Consider the following 23,353-nt stretch of genomic DNA (forward strand, 5'->3'; position numbering starts at 1 on the left):
ATTACAAAGGATATAAGCGTATATCATAATGGAATTAATTGAATCTACAGGCACTGTTTTAAATGATTAACACTCAATAAAACTTTAGATCGCCTTGTCTTTTTAATTAATCAAATAATTCATTTATCTTCAATTTTTAATTTGATGCTTACTTAAGATATTCATTAAAAAACATGAATATCGAAGAAGCAATTTACTTTAATTTAATATATAGCTTACATGTCAACTGCGATTAATTTAGTTTCTTTCGAAAAACTTTTTTCATTTAGTAAAAATGTATTTTTAGCTATGGGTTGCCCGGAAGAAGACGCCAATTTAGCTGCAAATGTATTGTTATCTGCAGACCTTAGAGGGGTAGACTCTCATGGGGTGGCCAGATTAATTGGCTATGTAAGACTATGGGAAGCTGGTAGAATTAACCCTACTCCTAATATTAAAGTAATTCATGAAACACCTAGTACTGCTACTATTGATGGTGATGCTGGTCTTGGCTTAGTGGTTGCACCTAAAGCAATGCAAATAGCTATAGACAAATCTGAAAATGTAGGTTCAGGATGGGTTTCAGTTAAAAATTCAAACCATTATGGTATTGCTGGTTATCATGCTATGATGGCATTACAGCATGATATGATTGGCTTGTCTATGACAAATGCTTCTCCACTTGTATCTCCAACTTTCTCTAAAGAAAGATTATTAGGTACAAACCCTATTGCCATGGCTATTCCTGCTGGTAAAGAACCTGCTTTCGTTGCAGATTTCGCTACTACAACGGCTGCCAATGGTAAATTAGAAATCTTACAGCGTAAACAAGAAGATGCCCCAATTGGATGGGTACAAGACAACGTAGGTAATCCTTCTACCGATGCTGCTGCATTAAAAAGCGGTGGTGCATTACTTCCGTTAGGAAGTGATAGAGTGAGAAGTAGCCACAAAGGATTCTGTTTAGGAAGTATGGTTGATATTTTATCTGCTGTATTATCTGGTGCAGGATACGGACCTTGGGCGCCTCCATTTGTTAGCTTCCTTCCATTACCTGAAGATCCTGTTGGAGAAGGTTTAGGTCATTTCTTTGGTGCTATGCGTGTAGACGCTTTTAGACCAAAAGAAGACTTTAAATCTCATATGGATAATTGGATTCAAAGATTTAAAAATGCTGAAACCGTAGAAGGACAAGAAAGAGTTTTAATACCTGGTACACCTGAAAGAGAAATTGAACACTCAAGAAGAACCGAAGGGATTCCTGTATTAACTCCAGTAATAAAAGACCTTGAAGAAGTAGGAAAAAAATTCAGTTTAGTACTATAAATTAAACCATATCAATCTATTAGTTAAATACTAAACCTACACCAACTTCATTCTATTTTGCTCTTTAATAAAGAGTGCTTTATCAATCAGTTTTTTCACAAAAACCTGTGTTAAGGGAATTTTGTGTCAACATCTTACTATCTAAAACCAAATCGAATGCTTTATAAAATCAAATTAAAGAATGCTGATCAGCATGTTCTTTTATCTGGTACTGCTTATGAATTCATCACAAATAATGAATATTACAAGCAAATAAATTTACTAGAAAACCTTCGAATGCATGCCTCAGGATATGTTTTCTTTCAAAAAAACTATCCTAAACCTAAAGGAGGGTATCAAAACATTACCATTTACTTACATAAGTTAGTCGCTGAAAAATTTGTTGATCAACCTGAATCATCAAAAAGATTATTTGTAAGAATTAAGAATGGAAATGCTCTAGATTGCCGAGAGAAAAATTTAGAATGGGCAACTATGGCAGAATTAAGAAGAAATCAAAAACAACATCATAACAAAACTGGATATAGAGGTGTAGTGAAAGTAAGTAGTAAAACTTTCCGAGCTGTTCTATACTCCAAAGGTCAACGTTACGATTTAGGATTATTCCCTACTGCTGAAGCTGCTGCTGAAGCTTACAATAAAAAATCTCAAGAGCTTTTTGGTAAAACTAAAAGTTTAAACAAAGTAGAAGAAATAGACTAATTACAAACTACTGCTATCAAATAGCGAATGCGAATATATACTATCTAATTTCATAGGTAGATGAGTATTTTTATACTTATCTACCTTTATTTTTCTGCTTTTTTTACTTTTTTCTATTATAAAGGCATCAATTTCAAAGATTTACACGTATTAATAATGAATAAATGGTCATTCATGTTTAAATTTGTTTGAGAAATAACCTGTTAAAGAAAATATCATGGCACAGCAACGAAAAAAAAGCACTACAGCTAGCACTGCTGGCTCTAGTTCAAAAACTACAAGAACAAGAAAAGCAACTCCCAAAAAGACGAGTGCAAAAAGTACCCAATCAAAAACTCAAGGAACACAAACAAGTATTCCAAATGTTGAGAAAGTTGCTGAAACTGTAAAGAGTACGACAAAAACTGTTCAACAAAAAGTAGCTACTACTAAAGACACTTCTAAAAAAGTTGCCTCTGTAGCAAAAGAGGTTCAAAAAGAATCTAAAGAGGCTGTTGAGACTATCAATCAAAATATTGACAAAGCTACAGAAACAGTAAAAGCAACTGCAGAAAAAGTTGAAGAGAAAGCTCAAGAAGCTACTTCAAAAGTCAACGACACGTTTACTGAAACGCTAGATAAATCTTCTAAAACATCACATTCTTTTGTAAAAGAAGCGAATACTTTCTCTAAAGATTCAATCGAGAAAATGAACACTAAAACTGCACAGTTTATTGTGAAGTCTGAAGAAGTTTCTGGTCGTTTGATGGAAGAAGCCAAAAGTCTGTCAGATGCAGCTTTAGAAAATGCTGAAGAAACAAGTAACAAAGTTTTAGAAATAACTAAAGGTGCTGTTGAAAAGACCCTTGATGTTACAAATAACATGATCAGCGATGTATTAGAGAAAGGCAAATCTTACACATCAGGTGCTTATCAAAAATCAAATGAAACAGTAGATCATTTTACAGATCAAGCAGATGGAATTATTGATGATTCTTATCGTTTTGTAAAAGAAACTTCTGATAAAATATTTGATACGACTAAAAAAGTAATTGAAAGTCCGGTTGATACAGTTTCTGAAATGATCAAAGAAACTTCTGACGCCACTAATGCGGTAATTGATGAAGTTTCTGATAAAGTAGTTCGTTTATCACCTGTTGATTTACCTAAAAAAGAAGAGGTACTTTCTTTTGTAAAAGGTGGTGCAGCTTATGCGATCTATCCTGTTTTAAAACTTCTGAGATCATAATAAAAAAATAAGATTTGATTAAAAATCAGTCTTAAAATAAATGCCCTTTGTGTTATAATCACATAGGGCATTTTCTGTTATTAGAATTTACTTCCTAATAAAAAAGCATCGATTGGCATTCGCTTTTTTCCTTGCATTTGCCATTCTTTTACTTCAATAAAACCGTCGTTAGTTTTAATATAAAAATACTTTTTATTATCCGTAGCAAATCCATCTTCATTCGCTTCAATCTCTTGATTATAGACTTTTCCTACTTTAAATAATTTATAAGTTTTCCCCTGAATCTCTGTCCAAGCTGCAGGATAAGGTGACAACCCTCTAATAAAATTGTAGACCGTTTCGGTATCTTGATTAAAATCTACTTTACATGTTTCTTTAAATATTTTTGGAGCATGTTTAGGTTCACCTTTGATAACCTGAGGCTGAGTAGTATAATCTCCTTCTTCAATCTTCTGAACCGTTTTTAATACAAGATCACCTCCTATTTGCATTAACCTGTAATACACATCTCCTACAGTATCTTCTTCATGAATTGGTTCTTCTTGTTGAAATAATACATCTCCAGTATCAATTTCATGCTTTAAGAAAAAGGTAGTTACTCCAGTTACTTTTTCTCCATTAATAATAGCCCAGTTGATGGGCGCTGCACCTCTATAATCTGGTAATAAAGACCCGTGTAAATTAAAAGTGCCAATTTTAGGCATATCCCAAACCGATTCAGGTAACATTCTAAATGCCACTACAATTTGAAGATCTACTTCTAAATTTCTTAACTCCGATTGAAATTCCTCATTTTTTAAGTTAGTCGGTTGTAGAATATTCAATCCTGCCTCTTCAGCATATTGCTTTACAGGTGATGACTGTAATTTTCTACCTCTTCCTGCTGGTTTATCTGGAGCTGTAATTACACCTACTACATTATAACCGTTTTCTACTAATATTTTTAATGATGGCACCGCAAAATCGGGTGTCCCCATAAATACAATTCTTAGATCTTTAGCCATTTTTTATTTATTTTTTCTTTAGATAAGTCTTTGATAAATTCTCAAAAAACTTGAGAGATTTGCATACCCACGCCCCTTCGATAAGGTGTTTTTCTTTGTCAGTTAATTGCCAATTAATATCAGGTGATTTTCTCATTTTGGTACTTAACTGATTCAAGACTAATGCAGCTGAAACTGATATATTAAAGCTTTCTGCAAAACCATGCATAGGTATTTTAATTTTGTAATCTGCAGCCTCTACTGCTTCTTCCGTTAAACCCGAAAATTCATTCCCAAACATTAAGGCCAAGGGTTCGTCCACAGGTAAATCATCCAACTCCATTTCTGTATGAGGTGAGGTTGCTACCATTTTATACCCTTTTGCTTTTAAATGTTCAACCGAAGATGCTAAGGAATTATGTTTATGTAAATCTACCCACTTTGCCGATCCTTTTGCTACACTTGTCGACAATTGAAATTGATTTTCTTTATCAATAACATGTAGTTGCTGAATACCAAAACAATCACATGAACGCATCACAGCAGCTCCATTTTGAGGTTTATAAACTTCCTCCAATAGCACAGTAAGATGATTGGTTCTTTGAGCTAAAACCTCTTGAATTTTATCTATTCGTTCAGGAGTCGCAAATTGTTTTAAATAATCGATCAGTCCTTCCACTTCTGTATACTGATTAAAGTAATCAGTATTGTTGAACTTTACATAATTCTCATTAACGTATGGCATTCCTTATATAATAACATGGCCCGTTTAAAATAAGGGCTTTTCTTTAAGTGATTAAAAAAACTGTTCTACAATCTGAATACATGTATTCTCTGATTGTGGAACAGTTTGTTTATAATTGATATATGATATGCGTTACTGCTTGTTTATATATTAAATAACAAACTGATAAAACACTTTATTGATCAAATTTAGGTGGTGTCATATTTTTAAGATCACCATCAACAAATTGAATAATCGGGATATATTGATTGTCTTGAGATTGATAATAGTTATAAGCCTCTTGCATATAACCTTGTTTCAATGCTTCAGATTCCATCAATGGTTTGACAAATCCATTTCCATGGTCTTTTAGGATATTACCAAAAGTAAACATGGTTTCAAATCCTTTAAACACAAAATCTGAAGGTTGGTTATTGAACCTATCTTGGTATTTTTTGATAAATGTTTTTGCATTATATGTATCATCATTATACCAATTAGGGTACAGAATATTTATCCTTGCTGATTCCATTTGAGTATAACTCAATTGCTTAAATTTCAACCATTCCTCAGGAACATATGTATCCGATACTGTACCTAAAGAAAGTAAAGCACTCACTGTACTTAAAGCAGCTACTTCGTTAGTAACAGAAATAAACACATGAGCAGTAGAATCTTTCACAAACTGAATAGAATCCAAATCAACAAAACCTAGTGGGTCAAAAAGTTCTTGTGCAACGTTAAACCCATCTACAGGATCATACTCTTGAAAAACAGCAATTTTACCACCGTCTTTTTCATAAGCTTCTTTAAATGATTTAGCCATCTCTTTTTCTTTTGTCGAATGACCAAAAATCACATAAGATACTACCGTATCTGCTTTTATTCTTATAGAATCTTCTTCAGGTAAAAGTTCTAAATTTTCTAATTCTTTTTTTCTAAGCTTAGTTCCTAAATATTTACCTATTGAATTATGAGTTGATGTTGCTAAAAATGAATTAGGATACTCATCAATAATCATATTATTACTAGAAATAGGGTTAACCATTGGAATACCCGAAGTACTAGAGAATTTTTGAACTACAGGAATAATATCTGCGTAAAGTGGCCCAATAATTAGATCGACACTATTAAAATCTTCTTGAGAAAGAATTTCTTTAACATGAGCTGTATCTCTTTTTGTATCAAAAGTCAATACATTCAATTTTACATTTCTTTTTTCTAGATAATCCTTTGCGATTAAGATACCTTGATAGATATTATACACAAATTCATTCTTCACCCTCAAGGCACTACCATCTGTAGATTCTGTAAAGAAAGGTAAGACAACTGCTACATTATAGACATCTTTATGTTGTGTCTTTCTAATTACATGATGATGAATTGCAATACCTAACTCCTCTGCTAATTTCTCTAACAATATTTGATCGACTTGATCTTTGGGTTGAGATTGAAGTTTTTCTAATAATTCAACCTTTAGAATTTCATTATCATTATACTTTTCAGACAATGTCTTTAATTCATCTATTGTAAGCGTATTTACGTAATGCTGAGTGAATGAATCAACATCCTTTTTATATGAGTCTGTTTTTAAATCAGAAAAGGAAGCAATTGCATTATCTAAATCATTTTTCTTTAAATAACTACATCCCTTTAGGTAAGTTACTTCCTCTTTATTATTCCAATCAGAATACTGAGTTTCAATTTGATTTAGGTTCTGAAGTGTTTCATCAAAATTCCCTTCCTTATAATTGGCTGTTGCCATGAGCATTAAAACATAAGGTTGATGAGAAGCATTCTTCATCAATAATGTTTTTTCTAAAATGGTAATTGCAGGTTGATAATTTCCTTGATCTACCAATTTTTTAGCATAAGCGTAATGTTCAGCTTCAGATTTACCAGGACCATCTTGTGACCAGGCAGAGAAAGAAAAAATTAAACAAAAAAGAACTGTATAAAGTCGCTTCATAGTCGATGACAGAAGTGTCAAATTTAACCGTTATTAAAAAGTACAAATTGTATAGAAAAAGCAGAGTTACTTATCTATTAAATAATACAACTTGCAATTTAAAGAATTCAAGGTGGATTAATAAAAAAAGCCAACTTGATTACTCAAGTTGGCTCATTATTTCACAGAAATTTTATGTTATTATTGAATTTCGATTGTTTTCTTCTGCGATTTTTCACTTTTCGGTAGTGAGATCGATAAAACACCTTGCTCAAAATTGGCTTCTATTGTCTCAATGTCTATCGTATTCGGCAGATTAAAAGTTCTTTCAAAATCTTTTATTATAAATTCTCTTTTTAAGTATTTCACTTCTTTATCTTGATTGTGAGTATAAGCCACTTTCAATTTATTATCATCTACAGAAATACTAACTTCTTCCTTTTTTAATCCGGGAATAAAAACTTCTAACGTAAATCCATCCTCTGCTTCTAAAACATTTACAGGAACTTGATTTGAAGTAACATTTACATTGTCTATTACATTAGCAACATCGTTAAATAATGATGAAAACAATGAAGTTGGGTGATTATTTACTGTATATCTCATAATTTTATTATTTTATTTTAATTTGTAAAGATGATTTTTTGTCTGATTTTGGAAGTTTAATTTTCAAAATACCTTGATCAAATAGTGCATTAAATGTTTCAATATTTACATCTTTTGGTAATTTATATTTTTTCACAAAATCAATTACTTGATAGGAGTTTAATAAATACTTTGGATTAGTTTCTTCTGATTGTTTAATATCTGATTTATAAGAAACAGTAATCTTATTATCCTCAATTTCAATAGTAAAGTTTTCTTTTTTATATTTTGGAACAATAAACTCTAAAACATATTCTGAATCATTCTCAATAATATTTACAGGAATATTATATTTATAATTCATCAAATTTTTTGATCTATTTTTAGTTCGATAGCAATTATTATTGATACTCATTTCTTGACTATTTTTAATTCAAATTATTATTCAATTTCAAAAACAATTAGACAATGAGTATACCAATATTATTTTAATGACATTTTGACGCTTCTTCTTCAAAACAAAGAACTTTTAAATGACAAAATGTCAAAATAAAGGTGGTTATTGATAAAATAACAGGACATTTTTACCTTTTCTCCCCTCGCTTGTCGTTTCTTTTTTCATCCACTTTATTTTTTATGTTTCTTAACATTTGATTATATTTTGGTTAAACACAAACAATACATTAACTTGGTTGTTTATTAATATCAAATTCGAAAAAATTGTTTCTAATTAATTTATAACAATGAGTAACCTTATGGGAGAAGAGGCAGAACAAAGAAGACGCCTCACAAAAATGATCGCACAAACTTCAAGATTAGGTAATTATGCTTTGGGTAGAGCTTTCGAAAAAGCTGAAATCCCTATTTCTAGAGAACAGTGGGATGTTTTAGTAATGCTTTGGGAAAAAGACGGCAGAGCACAACAAGAATTTGCCAATTTCTTATTAAAAAATAGAGCAAGTATTACAAGTCTTATTGATAACATGGAAAAAAACAACCTTGTTACAAGAGTACCTAATCCTACTGATAAGCGTTCTAAACTTGTTTACTTAACTCGTAGAGCAAGAGATTTAAAAGACAAAGTGTTGAATATAGCTGAGCATGCTATTTTAGAAATAACAGATGGCATTGATTTAGATGAAATCGAGAGTGCAGTAATTATTCTACAAAAATGTTTGAGTAATATTAATAGATATCATAAACAAATTACGGAAGACTAATTCACTAATGGATGTGATTAACAAAACACATCTTTAATCATCAACGATGAACAAACTTTCTACTTTTTTTCGACTTCAATCCTACGCTATTTTATTTCTTTTGACGTTCAGCTTATATTCTAATGGGCTGAACGCTCAAAATGCTATTCAAAATGAAATAAAATCCATCCTTTCTACGGTCAAAGAGGATCCTGAATTTACTGTTTTTTCAGACAGTTTAATGCCGTTGTTATACCAACGTTTAGAGTACCAACCCGTTTGGACAGATACAACCAATATCAATGACCTTCTTTTCTGTATACATGATGCGTATCACGATGGATTAGATCCTGAACATTATCATTTAGAAAAAATAAATGAGTTAAGAGAAATAGAAGTTCCTAGTGACTATGATCTAGCAAAATTAGACATTCTACTAACTGATGCAGGTATCTTATTGTCTTCTCATTTAATATGGGGAAAAGTACAACCTGAACAAATTTCTTCTACGTGGAATTATGACACTAAAGAGTTTGATGGCGATAGAATTGAATTATTCTTAGAACCAATAAAGGGTAATTTAATAAAAGAAGCAATTCAGCAATTAAAATCAGACAATGAGCTTTATACAGGTTTAAAGTCTGCTTTATTTGAATTTCGAAAAATTAAAGAGAACGGTGGGTGGCATAAGCTACCAAAGATGGATAATCTCGAAATTGGTGTTGAAAATGATGAAATCCCCTATTTAAGAAAACGCCTTGCAACTACCCAAACACTCTTTAGGTTTGATACCACTATTTTAAAAATTGACACTTTACTAAGAACTCAATCAGAAGGTGTTACAGTGGTCAATTCTCCTTCCATTCAGCCAGAGATTGATACTATTAAATCAATCATTCCTTATTCTCCAATTCCATATTATGATTCCTCTTGGGTAGAAGTATCTTATTTAGATACTGTATCATCTGTATTTGATGAAAATTTAAAAAAATCAGTCATCAAATTTCAGAAAATGTATGGATTAGTTCCTGATGGACAGGTAGGAAAAGCAACTCAAAAGGCATTAAATATTCCAATTGATGAACGTATAAATACGCTTAGAATTAACCTTGAACGTACTCGATGGATTAATCATGAAGAAAAGGACAACTTTATTTTTGTCAATATCCCTAGTTTTGAGCTGTACTTACATAAAAACAAAAAATGGTACTATCAAACAAAAGTGATTATTGGAAAGCCTTTCCATCAAACGCCTGTTTTTAAAGCTAAGTTAAGCTACATAGATATTAATCCTACTTGGACGGTTCCCTACAGTATTGCCTCGAAAGAAATGCTTCCAAAGTTAAAAAAGGATGTGTCTTATCTTACAAGAAATAATATGAAACTCTACAATCGCAGTAATGTAGAAGTAGATGCAACTACTGTCGATTGGAAATCAATTAAACAGAATAATTTCCCTTATACGATTGTACAAGGATCTGGACATGGCAATGCATTAGGGCATGTAAAGTTTATCTTTCCTAATAAATATTCGATATATCTTCATGATACTCCATCAAGGTATTTATTTAGTAGAAATACTAGAGCTTTTAGCCATGGTTGTATTCGTGTATATCAACCCGTAAAATTAGCGTCTATTCTTCTTGAGGATGATAAATATTCTGAGGAAAACATCAATAAAATAATTGAAAAAGGTGAACTAAAAAGAGTAATTATAATGCATCGTCCGACAGTGTATTTGATGTATTTTACTGCTATGTTAGGTCCAGAAGAGGCTATTCATTTTTACGAAGATGTTTATTCTAGAGATAAAAGGGTATTAAAACAACTCGACAAGAAGCCTTATTAATAAAATAAGTATCCAATTACATTCTGTAATCTCCATAAAAAAAACCTTTGTAACTGAATAACTTAGTTACAAAGGTTTTTTATTGAAAATTACATTTCAATAAACATATATTTTTCAAATTTCATCAAATATATTCTTGATGAAGACTTTACTATTTTTTATAAAAAGAAACTTCATTCTCTTATTTTCTACTTCCAAAGAAAAAAGTTAAAAACATAGCTGCATACAAGTTTCTATTATCATCTGTAGCCATAATTTGTACTTTCTTTGCATAGAGGTCTCCAATAATCCCTGCTTCGATACCAGTAATACTTCTTTTTGACATTCCGAACTCAAAAGACAAAGAAGCTTTAAAAGCCAAACCTGGAGTAACACTTGCTTTTGATAAAGCCTCTCCAAAAGAGGCTGTCCCTAGAATTTGACTATATTTCTGAAGGTACCCATCTTGATCTAATTGTCCAGTTACTGTATTACCGTCATCATTATACTTCACTAAATAAGGAACAATAACACCAATTGATGGTCCCACACTACCAATCACATTTACCTGCACTCCTTGTTTTCTAGCTTTTTTAAATAATAACCATTCTTTACCAAACATAGGACGAATAGCATAAAGTCGGTTCATCTTACCATAAACTACACCTTCTCCTGTTGGAGAGGCTTGACGTTTTTGCTCTTTTGGGTGTCTAATTCCTAAGATTTCAAGGTTGAAAGAGTGGTATTTTCCTTCCTTATCAATTTTACCTACTGTTCCTGTAGAAACTTTAGTTTTACCAGACCCTTGGCCTAAGGATTGAACTATTTTATGACGGTAAAAGTAATTTCTTGCATGACGTATCGAAATACCTCCGATAAAACCACCGTAAGTATTCATCATTACGCCAAAAGCCCATTCTTTTTCATAATACTCATCTTCTTCCTCTACAGGGAATTGAGCATAACCAGAAAAAGGGAATGCAAAAAGTAGTAATAGTATTATTTTAAAATATTTCTTTTTCAAGTGAGTTAAGATTTTAATACAAATGTCAGATGATAATATAAAGAGTGTTTACTAAAACATCTCTATGGGTTGAATAAATTTCATGGATCTACTAGAAAAACACATTATTAGATAATTTATCTACAGAACCATGGCAATTATCTAATTTACATTCTATTATTGATTACTACAAGTCACCTTTTCATATTAATCGTAAAATTTTAAAGATCTTTCCCTTATTTTTACCGGATGAAGATTATTATTTAAATTTTTCATTTTTGAAGTAGTGAAACTTCCAATTTATTTTTCATTATGAACGAGTAATCTTCATTATGACTACACTACAAAGCAAGAATACGTATTGATTAAAAATTAAAAACATGAAAATATCTATCATCGTTGCCAAAGCTGCAAATAATGTGATAGGAAAAGACAATCAACTTATTTGGCATATACCTGCAGACCTTAAATATTTTAAAAAAGTAACTTCAGGACACTGTGTGATTATGGGTAGAAAAACTCATGAATCTATAGGAAAGTGTTTACCAAACCGTTTAAATATTGTCATTTCTAGAAATAAAGATTATCAAACTTTTGATGGTGGAGTATTATCTTCTAGTCTTCAAGATGCTATAGAGTTAGCAAGAAGCAAAGGTGAAAATGAAGTTTTTATTATTGGTGGTGGTGTCTTATATCAAGAAGCAATTACATTAGCTGATAAACTTTATATTACAGAAATCCATGATCAGTTCTCAGGAGATACTTTCTTCCCTGAAATATCAAATAATGATTATATGGAAATATCTAGATTTGAATACCCTAAAAGTGAGCAATCACCTTATACATACTCATTTGTCAATTACATCAGAAAGTAAATAATGAAATACACGGTCATCAATGTAAATTGTACTGAAGCACTTAGTGAAGTAGTACAAGCAATTCTTGGAAATGTTGGTTTTGACGCATTCCTAGAAAATGAAAACGGATTTGAAGCGTCGATTGAAAGTACGCTATTCCAAGAAGGAGAAGTAAAAGAGGCGTTGAGTTTTTTTGATGACCAAATTACTTATACAATTGAAGAACAAGAAAAACAGAACTGGAATAAGCTATGGGAAAGTCACTACAATCCTGTAGAAATATCTGATGATCTTCAAATTAGAGCATCTTTTCATGAAAAAGATCCTAAGTACAAGTATGAAATTATCATTACTCCAAAAATGTCTTTCGGCACAGGTCATCATGCTACAACGACTTTAATGTTGAGAAATCAACTTTCTATAGACCATCAGAATAAAAATGTAGCCGATTTAGGCTGTGGAACAGGTATCTTGGCAGTTATGGCTAAAATACTTGGAGCTCAACAAGTTGATGCTTGTGACATTGAAGATTGGTCTTGTGAAAATGCATTAGAAAATGCTACCTTAAATAACGTTGACATCCGGGTAACTTGTGGTACTGTAAGCGATATGGAAAAGCTAGACAAATACGAAATTGTCTTAGCTAATATCAATCGAAATGTACTTCTAGACGAGATGCCAACCTACCATAGTTTACTTGATGAAAATGGCTTGTTATTATTAAGTGGTTTTTATTCTGAAGACCTTCCTATCATTAAAGAAAGAGCGGCAGAATTTGGATTAAAGTATGATTCTCATCTTGAAAAAGATAATTGGATTAGTGCCATATTCAAAAATTAATAGCTATAATTTTTCATCGATTAAGGTAAGAAGCATAATTTGGATTATTTTTTGCAAATTAAGGTACAATACTTTAGGCTGTAACTGAAGCCACATTCGATTACAGCTTTTTTGTTTTTCCAAAGCCTACTTTTGATTCAAAAAATGATATCAAAATTCAGATATATACTCTTACTTTTTATCCTTTCTATTTTTTTTACCTCACCTGATTTATTAGGGCAAACTAAAAAAAAGAAAGTCCAAGAGGATAAAAATCAACATTTTAGACTCTTCGCAGAATACGATAGTTTTCTTGTCGACCTTAACCTTTATCTTCATAAAGGGGTTAGGTATGGTACTGACTCAATTTTTGATGATTTTGAATCTCACTGGGAAAACAATGTCATTGACGACAATCAAAAAAAATGGATTTATAAATCCACTAAAAGACTTCATAAAAATAGAATTCTTTATAGAAAACAAGCTGCTGCTTATTACAATTGTATCATAGCCTTTCTTGATTCAGGACAAAGGCTTAATTCTCAATTTACCCGATTCTTAGAAATTGCAGATACAAGTTTATTAGCTTATTCTCCTAAAATCACACAAAACTTTTTTAATAAAACACACTTATTCCTTGATGATGGTTATTTGCAAAAATCAAAATATACCAATATTAAGGTCAATGGAGGGGAATTTACTTTTACACATAAACTAAGTTCTGACGGTGCAATTTCCGAAGAGATGATTGTGAAAGAAGTAGCACTCAAAGAAGAAGAAGCTCCAAAAGAAGATTGGTTTGGTGAGGATGAAACATCCGAAAATAAAGAAGAAGCCTCAGAAGAAAGCACCTCTAATAATTCCCAAGAAGAAGAATATAGCTGGGATGATAGTGGGGATAGTGGTAGTAGTGATGATTATAGCTGGGATGACGATAGTTCTTCTTCTGACTGGGGAGATAGTAACGATAATAATAGTTGGGATGATGACTCTTCTGATTGGGGTGACTCTTGGTCGGGAGATGATAGTAACATTTCTCATTATGACGAAGATAATGACAAAGAAGAGTACACAGAAATTCATAAAATGATCAATGACTGTGCTGTTGAAGTTGCCGAAATCACAGCATATGATCCTGGAATTGCAGAAATGCCTCCTGAAGAAGGACCTATGTTAAAAATCACTGAAGCAGACCTTATTATTTCTACTAAATATGATACCGTTCTATTAGAAAAAACCGTCGGTACGCTTCTTTTCCAATCAGATACTTTAATCTGTCGTGGTGGACGTTTTTATTGGGAGAATGTTGGTTTTTCGAAAGATTCTGTCTGGACAGAACTTCCTTATTTCTGCTTTGATACAAGAATAGCCCATATAGAAGCAGACCATGCTGAAATGTACTATGAAGGAATTTTAGATACAACTGCAATTGGTGCTTTTACTTATAAAAGTGGACATCATAATAAAAACCCAGAGAAGGCTAATTACCCTCAATTTGTTAGTTATAACAATACCTATGATTGGAGTGGCCTTAAGGAAAATATAAAATTTAAGGGCGGGTTTGCGATAAAAGGAAAAAACATTGCTTCTAAAGCGATTTCTGGAGCTCCCAGTAAATTAACTTATCAATCAGACTCAGGAACATTATTTAAAATTTCATCAAATAAAGCTTGGAGGTTTAATGATGACAATAAAGTCATTAGATCTAAATCAAGTAATTTAACCCTCTATTATGCCGATGGAGATACACTAACTCATCCTAGTGTAAACATGAGCTTATCATTAAATGATAGTAGTGAAAATGTTTACTTCAGAAAGACTACAGATATTTATCGTTTTAATGCCTTCAAGCTAAGTAATCAAAAAATGAACGTCTTTGCTGATGCCGTCACTATGGACCTTCAAAAAGACTCTCTTGAATTTAGAATTACTGGGGGAGAAAAGGTAATACCATTAATTGTTGAATCTGATGACTTTTTCCAAACCGGATTTTTTAATAGAATCCAAGGTTTCAAAAAGTTTCATCCTTTAGTTATGCTAGTTACTTACTCTAGAAACTATAGAAGACAATGTTTTGAAATGAGTCAGGTACTTCAAAAAACAAATATTAATGAGGAACTATTTAAAGAAAGTTTAGAAGCAATGGCTCTAGAAGGCCTAATAGAATATAATCCATACAGTAATGTTATTCAGCTAAATGATAAAGCTTATAAATATTATGATCGATATTATTTTGCTTCAAGTGAAAGGCGTAGAGCTCAGTTTACAGCAAGACTGAATTACGATAATCTTTCTATGAATCAAGAAGAAGCTTTGATCGAAAGAGACTTTGATAATATAGCTATTGCTTCATTATTCCCAGACGATAATTCTGCCAATGCCACACTTTCAATGGATGATTCTTCGGTACTTACATTAAAAAAAGTACCTTATTTCCCTATATCAGATTCGTTAAATGTTTATGCTGAACCTGATAGTGCTGGTATTCAAATTACACATGATAGGAAGATTATCTTCGGAGGAAAGTTTGTTGCAGGTACATACATATTTAGAGGTAGGAAATTTATTTTCAACTACGATAGTTTCTTGATTAAACTTGCCGAAGTTGATTCCATTAATTTTATCGTTGAAGATTCTGTTTCTGGTAAAAAAATAGAATCACCCAACCCGTTAGTAGAAACAGGTGGTACACTATTTATCAATAAGCTATTTAATAAAAGTGGATTATTAGATATTGAAGGGTACCCATCTTTTAGTGCTAAATCTGATTCAAGTACAGGTGGTCGTATTTTCTATGATAGAAAATCAGTACTTAATAATGCTTACGATAGAAGAATTGTATTCGAACTTGATACTTTTACAGTAGATGCCTCTAAAATACATTCAGATGTTACTTTTGATGGCGTATTTAACTCTGGAGGTATTTTCCCGACATTCCGAGACGAGGTAAGTATGGACCAACAAAGTGGTATTTTTACTTTGGAAAGGGAAACCGATCAGGATCAAGAATGGTCCAATCCAAGAGGATGGCCTGTTTATCTAAATCCTAAATTCTTGAACGTAAAAGATTCTATCAAAGGAAAAGGTGATTTTGATGGTACCATTACACTTAATCATAAAGGAATTAGAGGTAAAGGTGAATTATATTACTTAGGTAGTGAGTTTAAATCAGAAGACTTTATCTTTTATTCTGATTCTTTAACCACAACAGGTACAGCAGGTATTATAGAATCCGAAGTGCACCCTAAAGTAACCATGAGTACTTATGATATGCGCTGGTTCGTTAATAGAGACAGTATGTCTTTTAAAGGAACGCATGAAAAGCCGTTTACGGTCTATAGAGACGATATTAAGTTTAGTGGTGAATTAGCACTTGTACCTAACGAAGTCTTTGGTATGGGAGAAATCGAAACAGCAGATTCATATAACAGGTCTTCCAACATCCACTTTAAAAAAGATATTTATGTTAGTAGACACTCAAAATTTTTGATCTATTCAGGAATTGATGGAGAACCTTCTATGCTTGGTAATGATGTAATGGTATTAAGAAATATCAAACAAAATATTGTCAACCTTAGAACTGAACCCAACTCAAATACAGAATCTGTTCTAACCTTCCCTTTTGTTCAATTCCAAACTTCGATCAACAAAGCCAAATGGGATGTGAATAATAAAAACATTTTGATGAATAGTGAAAACAACATCAAAGGACACTTTATTTCTACTAAGCCAGAACAAGATTCACTTTTAATTAAAGGAGATTCTGCTTATTACGACCTTGTGAATAATAAACTAAATATCATTGATGTAGATTATATTGATATTAGTAATATCAGAGTCCTTCTAGACTCGAATAATCGTATTATTCATGTGAAACAAAACGCAGAGATTGAAAACCTAGAAAATGCTACGATCATTCTTGGTAAATATTCTGAATTAGACGATAAACACAGAATATTTAATGCGAATGTAAAGCTTTTATCAAGAACCCAATTAGAGGCTACAGGAGACTATCTCTATAGAAATAACCTTGGAGAAGAGAAAATCATTAGAATAGATAGAGTAACAGAGAAAGAATATTATAGTAATTCTACTCAAGAAAACACTTTAGAAGCAAGAGCATACGGTGCTATAAAGCAGGAAGACCCTCTTATGTTTTTAGGCGGATTAGAATATTATGGTAAAATCGGACTTACAGAAAGTAAAAAAGCTACTCGTTTTAAAGACGGAAATGTAAGGATGTCTATACCGAATGTAGAGAACAAATGGTTTAGTTACGAATCTAGGAATGATGATATTCACGGTGAAGAAGACACCATTGCTCATGTTATTATTGATAAAACAATTAAATCAACAGATGAAGGGCTTCCTTTAATCACTGGTTTATATTATGATAACCTCAATTACGAAATCAACAACTCATTTATTTCTAGACCAGAAGATTATAGAGCTGATAATATTAGAGGCCTATTTGATATTGAAGGTAGATTAACTTTTGACTCAAAAGATGGTACTAGTCAACATGGTGTTTATCACATAAAACCTGAAGCTTTTTACAAAGATTCTGAAGAAGACAAAGTACTCACGCCTTATCTAGGTAACTTTATGTCTTATAGCCCAGATGATAAGAAGATCAACTTCCAAGGTAAATTCAACTTTATTTCCATTGATAACAAATCTAAAGTTACCCCTATGCTTGCAGGTGTGGATGGTTACGCTTATTATGGCTTGTCAGAAACTAAAATGAAGGCATCTTTTGCTATAGGAGGAATAAAACCATCTTCAAGTGCATCTAATAATTTAAAGACTTTCTTATCTTCAAATAGCGAAGATGCTATCAAAGTAATTGATGAAGACTATAATATTGAAGAGTTAGGGGAATTAAACCATCAGATTACTTCTTTATTTACCCCATCACAATTAGAAGGTTATCTACAAAGCAAAAGTATTACGAGTTTATTATCAAATTATTTAGTAATTCTTGATAACGAAATAGAATGGAGTTCTGAATATGCAGCCTTCTATTCTACTAAAGACGAGATTAAATTATTGTCTACTTTTGGTGAATTTGTGAACACTCAAATCAAAGGGTTTATAGAAGTTCCTAAAGAAGAAAATAGAGATGATGGAGGAGAAGAAACTGATGATGTAGTCAATCTATTTTTAGAAGGACCTACAGGAACTTGGTACTATATTCGTCTTCAAAATGAAGAATTGAGTATATTTAGTTCGAATAAAGAATTTAATACCTTTTTAGAAAAACAAAAGGGTTTAACTTTATCAACTCCAGAACTTACTTCTGCATTCTTAGAAAGGTTCTACGCTAATTATAGAGATGGGCAAATGCCTCCATCTAGATACACAGACGAACTTGACAAACAACTATCACCAGAAATTCCTGAAGATGATTTCGGTAATGATTTTGGTGGTGTTGATGATGAAGGAAGTAGTGAAGAAGATGAAGACGGCGGAAGTATGGATGAAATTCCTGTAGAAGATGAAGATGATGGAGATGATTTCTAAGCCTAATAGAAAATGATGCTGAATTATAAAAGAATACTCTTTTTACTCTTTTTACTCTTTTTAATGTTGGGTGCATTTCTTAATGTTTCTGCTCAAGTAGAAGAGGAAGATCAAAAACCAAAAAAGAGAAAGCCATTAGTGGTAGCAATCGATTCGGTAAGCGAAGATGCTCCAACTATTGAACTGAATCCTGGGGCTCCTGATGATGAGGAGGTCATCAAAAGGAAAAAGAAAAAAAAGAAGAAAGTATTTTGGGGTATTAAGACTAAAAAAGCCTACACAAGAACCAATTCGAAAGGTAATGTCATTTTTGAATTGTTCTTTGTTTTACCCGAATATGAAGCACCAAGTGCCTACGCTCCAGTAAAGTATTTTTATAATACTAAAGAAAAGAAAATTGAAAAGAAGACCACTTCTAGACCTGAATACGGTTTACCTCTTCATGGAAAATATGTAAAAATCGTCAATAAAGATACTTTAACAACTGGACAATTTTATAAAGGACTCCTTACTGGTAGATGGGTTTGGTATGGAAAGGATAAGGAGATCAGAGATAAAAAATACTATTATATGGGTTTCCCTAAAGAATCAAAAATTCAATATTATGATTCTAAACAAACCAAAGTAAAAGAAGTTGTTCCTATACAATTCGAAGAGAAAAATGGTATTTATCAATCTTTTTATGAAAGTGGACGTAAAAAAGTAGTAGGGTCCTATAAATTCGGATTAAAAATCGGTGATTGGACAGAATTTTATGACGCTATTGATAAAAGAGGTCGGCAAAGGAAAAAAAAGATCACAAGACATAGAAATAAGAACAGAATCTATGACAAAAGTTATGGAGGACCTGTTGTTAAATATGAATGGGATGAAAAGGGAAAGGTACTTATCAAAAATAAGTAACTAAAAAACATTACATTTGTAAAAAATTAGAAGAGACGTACAGAGATGTTAGATAAACTCGAAAAAATAAAGTTACGCTTTGATCAAGTAAGCGAAGATTTGGTAAAACCTGAAACAGTTTCAGATATGAAATTGTACGCCAAATTAAATAAAGAATACAAAGATTTACAGAAAGTGGTCGACAAATACTTTGAGTACAAAAACATGCTCGAAGGTATTACAGAGGCGAAACAAATATTAGAAGAAGAGAAGGATTCTGAATTGCGTGAAATGGCAAAAATGGAATTGGACGAACTTCAAGATGGTCTTCCTGCCATCGAAGATGAATTAAAAATGTTATTGATTCCTAATGATCCTAACGATTCTAAAAACGCCATCTTTGAAATTAGATCAGGTGCAGGTGGAGATGAAGCTTCGATATTTGCAGGTGATTTACTTCGTATGTACCAACGTTTTTGTGAGAAAAATAAATGGAAGTTATCAATCACTGACTTTGTGGATGGTACTTCTGGTGGTTTTAACAAAATCGTAGCTAACATCCAAGGTGAAGATGCTTACGGTAAATTGAAATATGAAGCAGGTGTTCACCGTGTACAACGTGTTCCTGCAACAGAATCTCAAGGACGTATCCATACTTCAGTAGCTTCTGTAGCTGTACTTCCAGAAATGGACGATGTAGAAATTGAATTAAACATGTCTGACATCCGTCGTGATGAATTCTGTTCTTCAGGTCCTGGTGGTCAGTCTGTAAACACAACTTACTCAGCAATTCGTTTAACTCACATTCCATCTGGTATTATTGTACAATGTCAAGATGAAAAATCGAAGTTGAAAAACTACGATAAAGCGCTAAAAGAATTGAAATCTCGTCTTTATGCAATTGAAGAAAAGAAAAGACAAGAAGAGATTGGTGCAGAACGTAAATCAATGGTAGGTTCTGGTTCTCGTTCAGATAAAATTAGAACATATAACTATCCTCAAGGTCGTGTAACAGATCACCGTATCAATCACTCGGTATTTAACTTACCGATTGTAATGGATGGCGAAATCCAAGACTTTATCGATAGATTACGTATCGCTGATAATTTAGAAAAAATGGAAAATAGTGGCTTGGCTTAATTTATAGCTTATTTCACTTTTTTATAAAATGAAGAGGTTGTCTCAATTTAATTATTGGACAACCTTTTTATTTATACTCATTTTATCATCTATGATTTGAATGTAGAAGATGCTTTCATTTTATTCTAAATTGGATTGATAGTAAATCTCAATCGCCCTATTAAGTTCTTCTACTTTTAATGGCTTGGTTAAATAGTCTTTTACTGTTTTATATGATTTAGATTTATCAATATCATCTTCATTTGTGGATGTGGTTAGCATAAATAAAGCAATATTACCCGTAATTGATTTATCTAATTCATCAAACTCCTCAATAAATTCCCATCCATTCATTTTAGGCATATTAATATCTAAAAAGATGATATTGGGTAAAGGGTATTTTTCTTTATCATACTCCTGAAGGTATTCTAATCCTTTTTCGGCACTTAATAAAAATGTACATTTTTCAGTAACATTTGCTTCCTCAATTATTAATTGATTATAAAAATTTATTGATTCACTATCGTCAATAAGCAGTATATGGTTTAATTGTTTCATGCTATTTTTGGTAATGTAAAATAAAATGTACTTCCTTCCCCTTCAGAAGATTCTACCCAAATCTCTCCTTCTATTAAATGGATTAGTTTTAAACAATTGGCTAGTCCTAACCCTGTACCTTTATTAGATTGATTATTTTGTAGTCGTTGAAATACTTTAAAAATCTTTTCTTGATGCTCTGCTTTAATACCTACCCCATTGTCTTTGACACCAAACTCCCAATTATCTTCTTTTTCCTCAAACATAATTTCAATAACTGGTTTTTGGTCTTCAGGCTGATATTTTAATCCATTTTCAATTAGATTTTGTAGAATTATTCGTAGCCCTAAATCAAAGCTTTTCACTTTAGGTAAATCTATCAGTTTTACTGTTGCTTTTTTTTCGGTGATAAGACCTTGTAAATCATCTACTACACCAAGTAACAATTTATTTAAATCTATATCAGTAATCGTAAGATCCATTCCTAATTTAGAATGATGTAAAATGCCTTTAATCATATCTCTCATCCTGCAGGCAGATTTATCAATATAATCCATGCATTTTTGTCCTGAAGAATCAAGTTGATCATAATATCTAGATTTTAAAATATCCACAAAGCCACTAATCGTATTTAAAGGCTCCTGAAGATCATGAGAGGTTAAATAAGCAAACTCTTCTAGAGACTTATTTTTTCTGTTCAAATCTTGATTCTTTTTTTCTAACTGTCTTTTAGCCTCTTTTAACTGAGAAATATTTTCATAAGAAATCATCACTTCATCATTACCTAATGGAGTAGCTTTTAAGATATAGGTTTGTTTTTCTAAACCGTAATCAGCATACTCAAATTCTCCTATTTCAACCTCTTGATGTTCCTTTACGCTTTGATAATAATAATTCGGCAAACCTAAATCATATATTCCAGGAAAAGCATCACGTAATTCATGACCGATAAATTTTTTCATGTCTAAACCACATGCTACTTTATTTTCTTCATTAGCCATCATTATGGTAAAATCTTTAGTCTCATGGTTGGAGACACGCAAAACAAAAATGGCAATTGATAATTTATCGAAGAGATTATATAGATCAAAACCTACTTGCATAAAGTAAAATAATTAATTGATGGATAGCTCAATAAAAGATTCATAAGAAATAGTATCAAAGTCAAAGGAGACATTAAACAAGAGTTTAATTCCTATAATTCAGATATTTAGCATTATAATTTACAGAATAACCAATAACTCTACATTCGATATAATTTCTTTTCTTTACCTAAGTCTATTAATCCATTCAATAATCCTAATCAAATATTTAATTGTTGTTCGTAACTTGTCACTCAAAATAACATTAACATGAAAACTTACGGACTAATAGGTTACCCCCTTGAACACTCTTTCTCTAAAAAATATTTTACAGAGAAGTATAATAAAGAAGGTATTGAAGGATGTCAATACGATTTATTTGAATTAGAGAATATTCAACAATTTACTGATCTACTTAAGGACAATCAATTGAATGGGTTGAATGTTACTATTCCTTATAAAGAACAGGTATTACCCTTTTTAGATCGTTTAGATCCTGAGACTGCTGGTAAAATTGGTGCAGCCAATGTGATAAAATTTGAAGAAGATGGTACGCTTACCGGCTACAATTCTGATTATTTTGGTTTCAAAAATTCATTAAAAAGCTTTTTGCCTCATACCAATTTTAAAGCTTTAGTTTTAGGAACAGGAGGAGCGTCAAAAGCCATAAAAGCTGTATTAGAAGATTTAAATATTCCTTTTAAATCAGTTTCAAGAAATAGATCTGAAGAAAGCATTGCTTACAGCGATGTTACAGAAGAAATTTATACAACTCATACATTAGTGGTGAATACTACTCCTTTAGGAATGCACCCTAAAGTAGGTATAGCTCCAGAACTACCGTACGAGTTCACATCAGATAATCATTACTTCTTCGATGTAGTTTACAATCCTGCTGAAACAGAATTTCTTAAAATCTGCAGAGAAAAAGGTGGACACGGAATGAATGGTTTGGATATGTTGATTGGACAAGCAGAAGCGTCTTGGGAAATCTGGAATAAGTAAAAAGAGAAAGAGGAAATCAATAAT

General features: G+C 31.9%; 19 protein-coding genes. 11 read left to right on the forward strand and 8 right to left on the reverse strand.

The window, feature by feature from the left end; translation table 11 throughout:
- Positions 1-219 precede the first annotated feature (219 nt).
- The 3 genes from NH26_RS12145 to NH26_RS12155 all read left to right on the forward strand — a co-directional run bounded on the left by NH26_RS12145 (position 220) and on the right by NH26_RS12155 (position 3,235).
- Positions 220-1,305, forward strand: coding sequence for an Ldh family oxidoreductase (locus NH26_RS12145; protein WP_044224042.1), 1,086 nt, complete (start codon positions 220-222; stop codon positions 1,303-1,305).
- A 156-nt stretch (positions 1,306-1,461) separates the two neighbouring features.
- A complete protein-coding gene (locus NH26_RS12150; RefSeq protein ID WP_044224040.1) occupies positions 1,462-2,007 on the forward strand; it encodes an AP2/ERF family transcription factor in 546 nt (181 codons plus the stop codon).
- Between the two features lie 217 nt (positions 2,008-2,224).
- The gene (locus NH26_RS12155; protein WP_044224038.1) at positions 2,225-3,235 is read left to right on the forward strand and encodes a hypothetical protein; all 1,011 of its coding nucleotides are present in this window, start codon (positions 2,225-2,227) and stop codon (positions 3,233-3,235) included.
- Positions 3,236-3,315: 80 nt separating this feature from the next.
- On the opposite strand, the gene fmt is transcribed toward NH26_RS12155, so the two are convergent.
- The 5 genes from fmt to NH26_RS12180 all read right to left on the reverse strand — a co-directional run bounded on the left by fmt (position 3,316) and on the right by NH26_RS12180 (position 7,839).
- Positions 3,316-4,239 carry a methionyl-tRNA formyltransferase gene (fmt, locus tag NH26_RS12160; protein ID WP_044224036.1) on the reverse strand — a complete coding sequence of 308 codons (924 nt, stop codon included), beginning with the start codon at positions 4,237-4,239 and terminating at the stop codon, positions 3,316-3,318.
- 7 nt (positions 4,240-4,246) lie between these two features.
- Complete coding sequence (locus NH26_RS12165; RefSeq protein ID WP_084812160.1) at positions 4,247-4,963, reverse strand: TrmH family RNA methyltransferase; 717 nt, start codon at positions 4,961-4,963, stop codon at positions 4,247-4,249.
- Between the two features lie 175 nt (positions 4,964-5,138).
- Positions 5,139-6,911: an outer membrane protein assembly factor BamD gene (bamD, locus tag NH26_RS12170; RefSeq protein ID WP_044224035.1), complete on the reverse strand. Its 1,773-nt coding sequence runs from the start codon at positions 6,909-6,911 to the stop codon at positions 5,139-5,141.
- A gap of 180 nt (positions 6,912-7,091) precedes the next feature.
- A complete protein-coding gene (locus tag NH26_RS12175; protein ID WP_052432037.1) occupies positions 7,092-7,496 on the reverse strand; it encodes an Hsp20/alpha crystallin family protein in 405 nt (134 codons plus the stop codon).
- A 7-nt stretch (positions 7,497-7,503) separates the two neighbouring features.
- Positions 7,504-7,839, reverse strand: a complete 336-nt coding sequence (locus tag NH26_RS12180) for an Hsp20/alpha crystallin family protein (protein ID WP_044224034.1) — start codon at positions 7,837-7,839, stop codon at positions 7,504-7,506.
- A 379-nt stretch (positions 7,840-8,218) separates the two neighbouring features.
- Here NH26_RS12180 and NH26_RS12185 point away from each other — a divergent pair, with 379 nt between their 5' ends.
- Complete coding sequence (locus NH26_RS12185) at positions 8,219-8,695, forward strand: MarR family winged helix-turn-helix transcriptional regulator (RefSeq protein ID WP_071397153.1); 477 nt, start codon at positions 8,219-8,221, stop codon at positions 8,693-8,695.
- A gap of 46 nt (positions 8,696-8,741) precedes the next feature.
- A complete protein-coding gene (locus NH26_RS12190; protein WP_044224032.1) occupies positions 8,742-10,523 on the forward strand; it encodes a L,D-transpeptidase family protein in 1,782 nt (593 codons plus the stop codon).
- A gap of 181 nt (positions 10,524-10,704) precedes the next feature.
- Here the strand turns inward: NH26_RS12190 and NH26_RS12195 are convergent, their stop codons facing one another.
- Positions 10,705-11,526, reverse strand: a complete 822-nt coding sequence (locus NH26_RS12195; RefSeq protein WP_044224030.1) for a hypothetical protein — start codon at positions 11,524-11,526, stop codon at positions 10,705-10,707.
- A gap of 359 nt (positions 11,527-11,885) precedes the next feature.
- Between NH26_RS12195 and NH26_RS12200 the strand changes: the two genes are divergently transcribed.
- From NH26_RS12200 to prfA, 5 genes are all read left to right on the forward strand, one after another.
- On the forward strand, positions 11,886-12,380 hold the full coding sequence (locus NH26_RS12200) for a dihydrofolate reductase (protein WP_044224029.1): 495 nt from the start codon (positions 11,886-11,888) through the stop codon (positions 12,378-12,380).
- Between the two features lie 3 nt (positions 12,381-12,383).
- Entirely contained in the window at positions 12,384-13,202 is an 819-nt protein-coding gene (prmA, locus tag NH26_RS12205; RefSeq protein WP_044224027.1) for a 50S ribosomal protein L11 methyltransferase, read from the forward strand.
- A gap of 144 nt (positions 13,203-13,346) precedes the next feature.
- Complete coding sequence (locus tag NH26_RS12210) at positions 13,347-18,704, forward strand: hypothetical protein (protein ID WP_044224025.1); 5,358 nt, start codon at positions 13,347-13,349, stop codon at positions 18,702-18,704.
- 15 nt (positions 18,705-18,719) lie between these two features.
- Positions 18,720-19,607 carry a toxin-antitoxin system YwqK family antitoxin gene (locus NH26_RS12215; RefSeq protein ID WP_139263032.1) on the forward strand — a complete coding sequence of 296 codons (888 nt, stop codon included), beginning with the start codon at positions 18,720-18,722 and terminating at the stop codon, positions 19,605-19,607.
- 45 nt (positions 19,608-19,652) lie between these two features.
- On the forward strand, positions 19,653-20,726 hold the full coding sequence (prfA, locus tag NH26_RS12220) for a peptide chain release factor 1 (RefSeq protein ID WP_044224023.1): 1,074 nt from the start codon (positions 19,653-19,655) through the stop codon (positions 20,724-20,726).
- Between the two features lie 120 nt (positions 20,727-20,846).
- Here the strand turns inward: prfA and NH26_RS12225 are convergent, their stop codons facing one another.
- Both NH26_RS12225 and NH26_RS12230 read right to left on the reverse strand, forming a co-directional pair.
- Positions 20,847-21,263, reverse strand: a complete 417-nt coding sequence (locus tag NH26_RS12225) for a response regulator (RefSeq protein ID WP_044224022.1) — start codon at positions 21,261-21,263, stop codon at positions 20,847-20,849.
- Positions 21,260-22,345 (reverse strand): sensor histidine kinase, encoded by a 1,086-nt coding sequence (locus NH26_RS12230; protein ID WP_052432034.1) that lies wholly within the window; start codon positions 22,343-22,345, stop codon positions 21,260-21,262. The genes NH26_RS12225 and NH26_RS12230 overlap by 4 nt, the downstream gene beginning before the upstream one ends.
- 249 nt (positions 22,346-22,594) lie before the next feature.
- On the opposite strand from NH26_RS12230, the gene NH26_RS12235 reads away from it, so the two are divergent.
- A complete protein-coding gene (locus NH26_RS12235) occupies positions 22,595-23,329 on the forward strand; it encodes a shikimate dehydrogenase family protein (RefSeq protein WP_044224020.1) in 735 nt (244 codons plus the stop codon).
- Positions 23,330-23,353 lie beyond the last annotated feature (24 nt).

Origin of the sequence: Flammeovirga pacifica (genome assembly GCF_000807855.2) — a bacterium.
In the GTDB taxonomy this organism is placed as follows: Bacteria; Bacteroidota; Bacteroidia; order Cytophagales; family Flammeovirgaceae; genus Flammeovirga; species Flammeovirga pacifica.

Excerpts from the sequence above, each read along its gene's own strand:
- NH26_RS12225 (WP_044224022.1), bottom strand. The coding sequence starts at position 21,263 with ATGAAACAATTAAACCATATACTGCTTATTGACGATAGTGAATCAATA.
- prfA (WP_044224023.1), top strand. The coding sequence starts at position 19,653 with ATGTTAGATAAACTCGAAAAAATAAAGTTACGCTTTGATCAAGTAAGC.
- prmA (WP_044224027.1), top strand. The coding sequence starts at position 12,384 with ATGAAATACACGGTCATCAATGTAAATTGTACTGAAGCACTTAGTGAA.
- NH26_RS12200 (WP_044224029.1), top strand. The coding sequence starts at position 11,886 with ATGAAAATATCTATCATCGTTGCCAAAGCTGCAAATAATGTGATAGGA.
- NH26_RS12185 (WP_071397153.1), top strand. The coding sequence starts at position 8,219 with ATGAGTAACCTTATGGGAGAAGAGGCAGAACAAAGAAGACGCCTCACA.
- NH26_RS12150 (WP_044224040.1), top strand. The coding sequence starts at position 1,462 with ATGCTTTATAAAATCAAATTAAAGAATGCTGATCAGCATGTTCTTTTA.
- NH26_RS12235 (WP_044224020.1), top strand. The coding sequence starts at position 22,595 with ATGAAAACTTACGGACTAATAGGTTACCCCCTTGAACACTCTTTCTCT.
- NH26_RS12145 (WP_044224042.1), top strand. The coding sequence starts at position 220 with ATGTCAACTGCGATTAATTTAGTTTCTTTCGAAAAACTTTTTTCATTT.
- bamD (WP_044224035.1), bottom strand. The coding sequence starts at position 6,911 with ATGAAGCGACTTTATACAGTTCTTTTTTGTTTAATTTTTTCTTTCTCT.
- NH26_RS12180 (WP_044224034.1), bottom strand. The coding sequence starts at position 7,839 with ATGAATTATAAATATAATATTCCTGTAAATATTATTGAGAATGATTCA.
- NH26_RS12155 (WP_044224038.1), top strand. The coding sequence starts at position 2,225 with ATGGCACAGCAACGAAAAAAAAGCACTACAGCTAGCACTGCTGGCTCT.
- fmt (WP_044224036.1), bottom strand. The coding sequence starts at position 4,239 with ATGGCTAAAGATCTAAGAATTGTATTTATGGGGACACCCGATTTTGCG.
- NH26_RS12165 (WP_084812160.1), bottom strand. The coding sequence starts at position 4,963 with ATGCCATACGTTAATGAGAATTATGTAAAGTTCAACAATACTGATTAC.
- NH26_RS12215 (WP_139263032.1), top strand. The coding sequence starts at position 18,720 with ATGCTGAATTATAAAAGAATACTCTTTTTACTCTTTTTACTCTTTTTA.
- NH26_RS12190 (WP_044224032.1), top strand. The coding sequence starts at position 8,742 with ATGAACAAACTTTCTACTTTTTTTCGACTTCAATCCTACGCTATTTTA.
- NH26_RS12210 (WP_044224025.1), top strand. The coding sequence starts at position 13,347 with ATGATATCAAAATTCAGATATATACTCTTACTTTTTATCCTTTCTATT.
- NH26_RS12230 (WP_052432034.1), bottom strand. The coding sequence starts at position 22,345 with ATGCAAGTAGGTTTTGATCTATATAATCTCTTCGATAAATTATCAATT.
- NH26_RS12175 (WP_052432037.1), bottom strand. The coding sequence starts at position 7,496 with ATGAGATATACAGTAAATAATCACCCAACTTCATTGTTTTCATCATTA.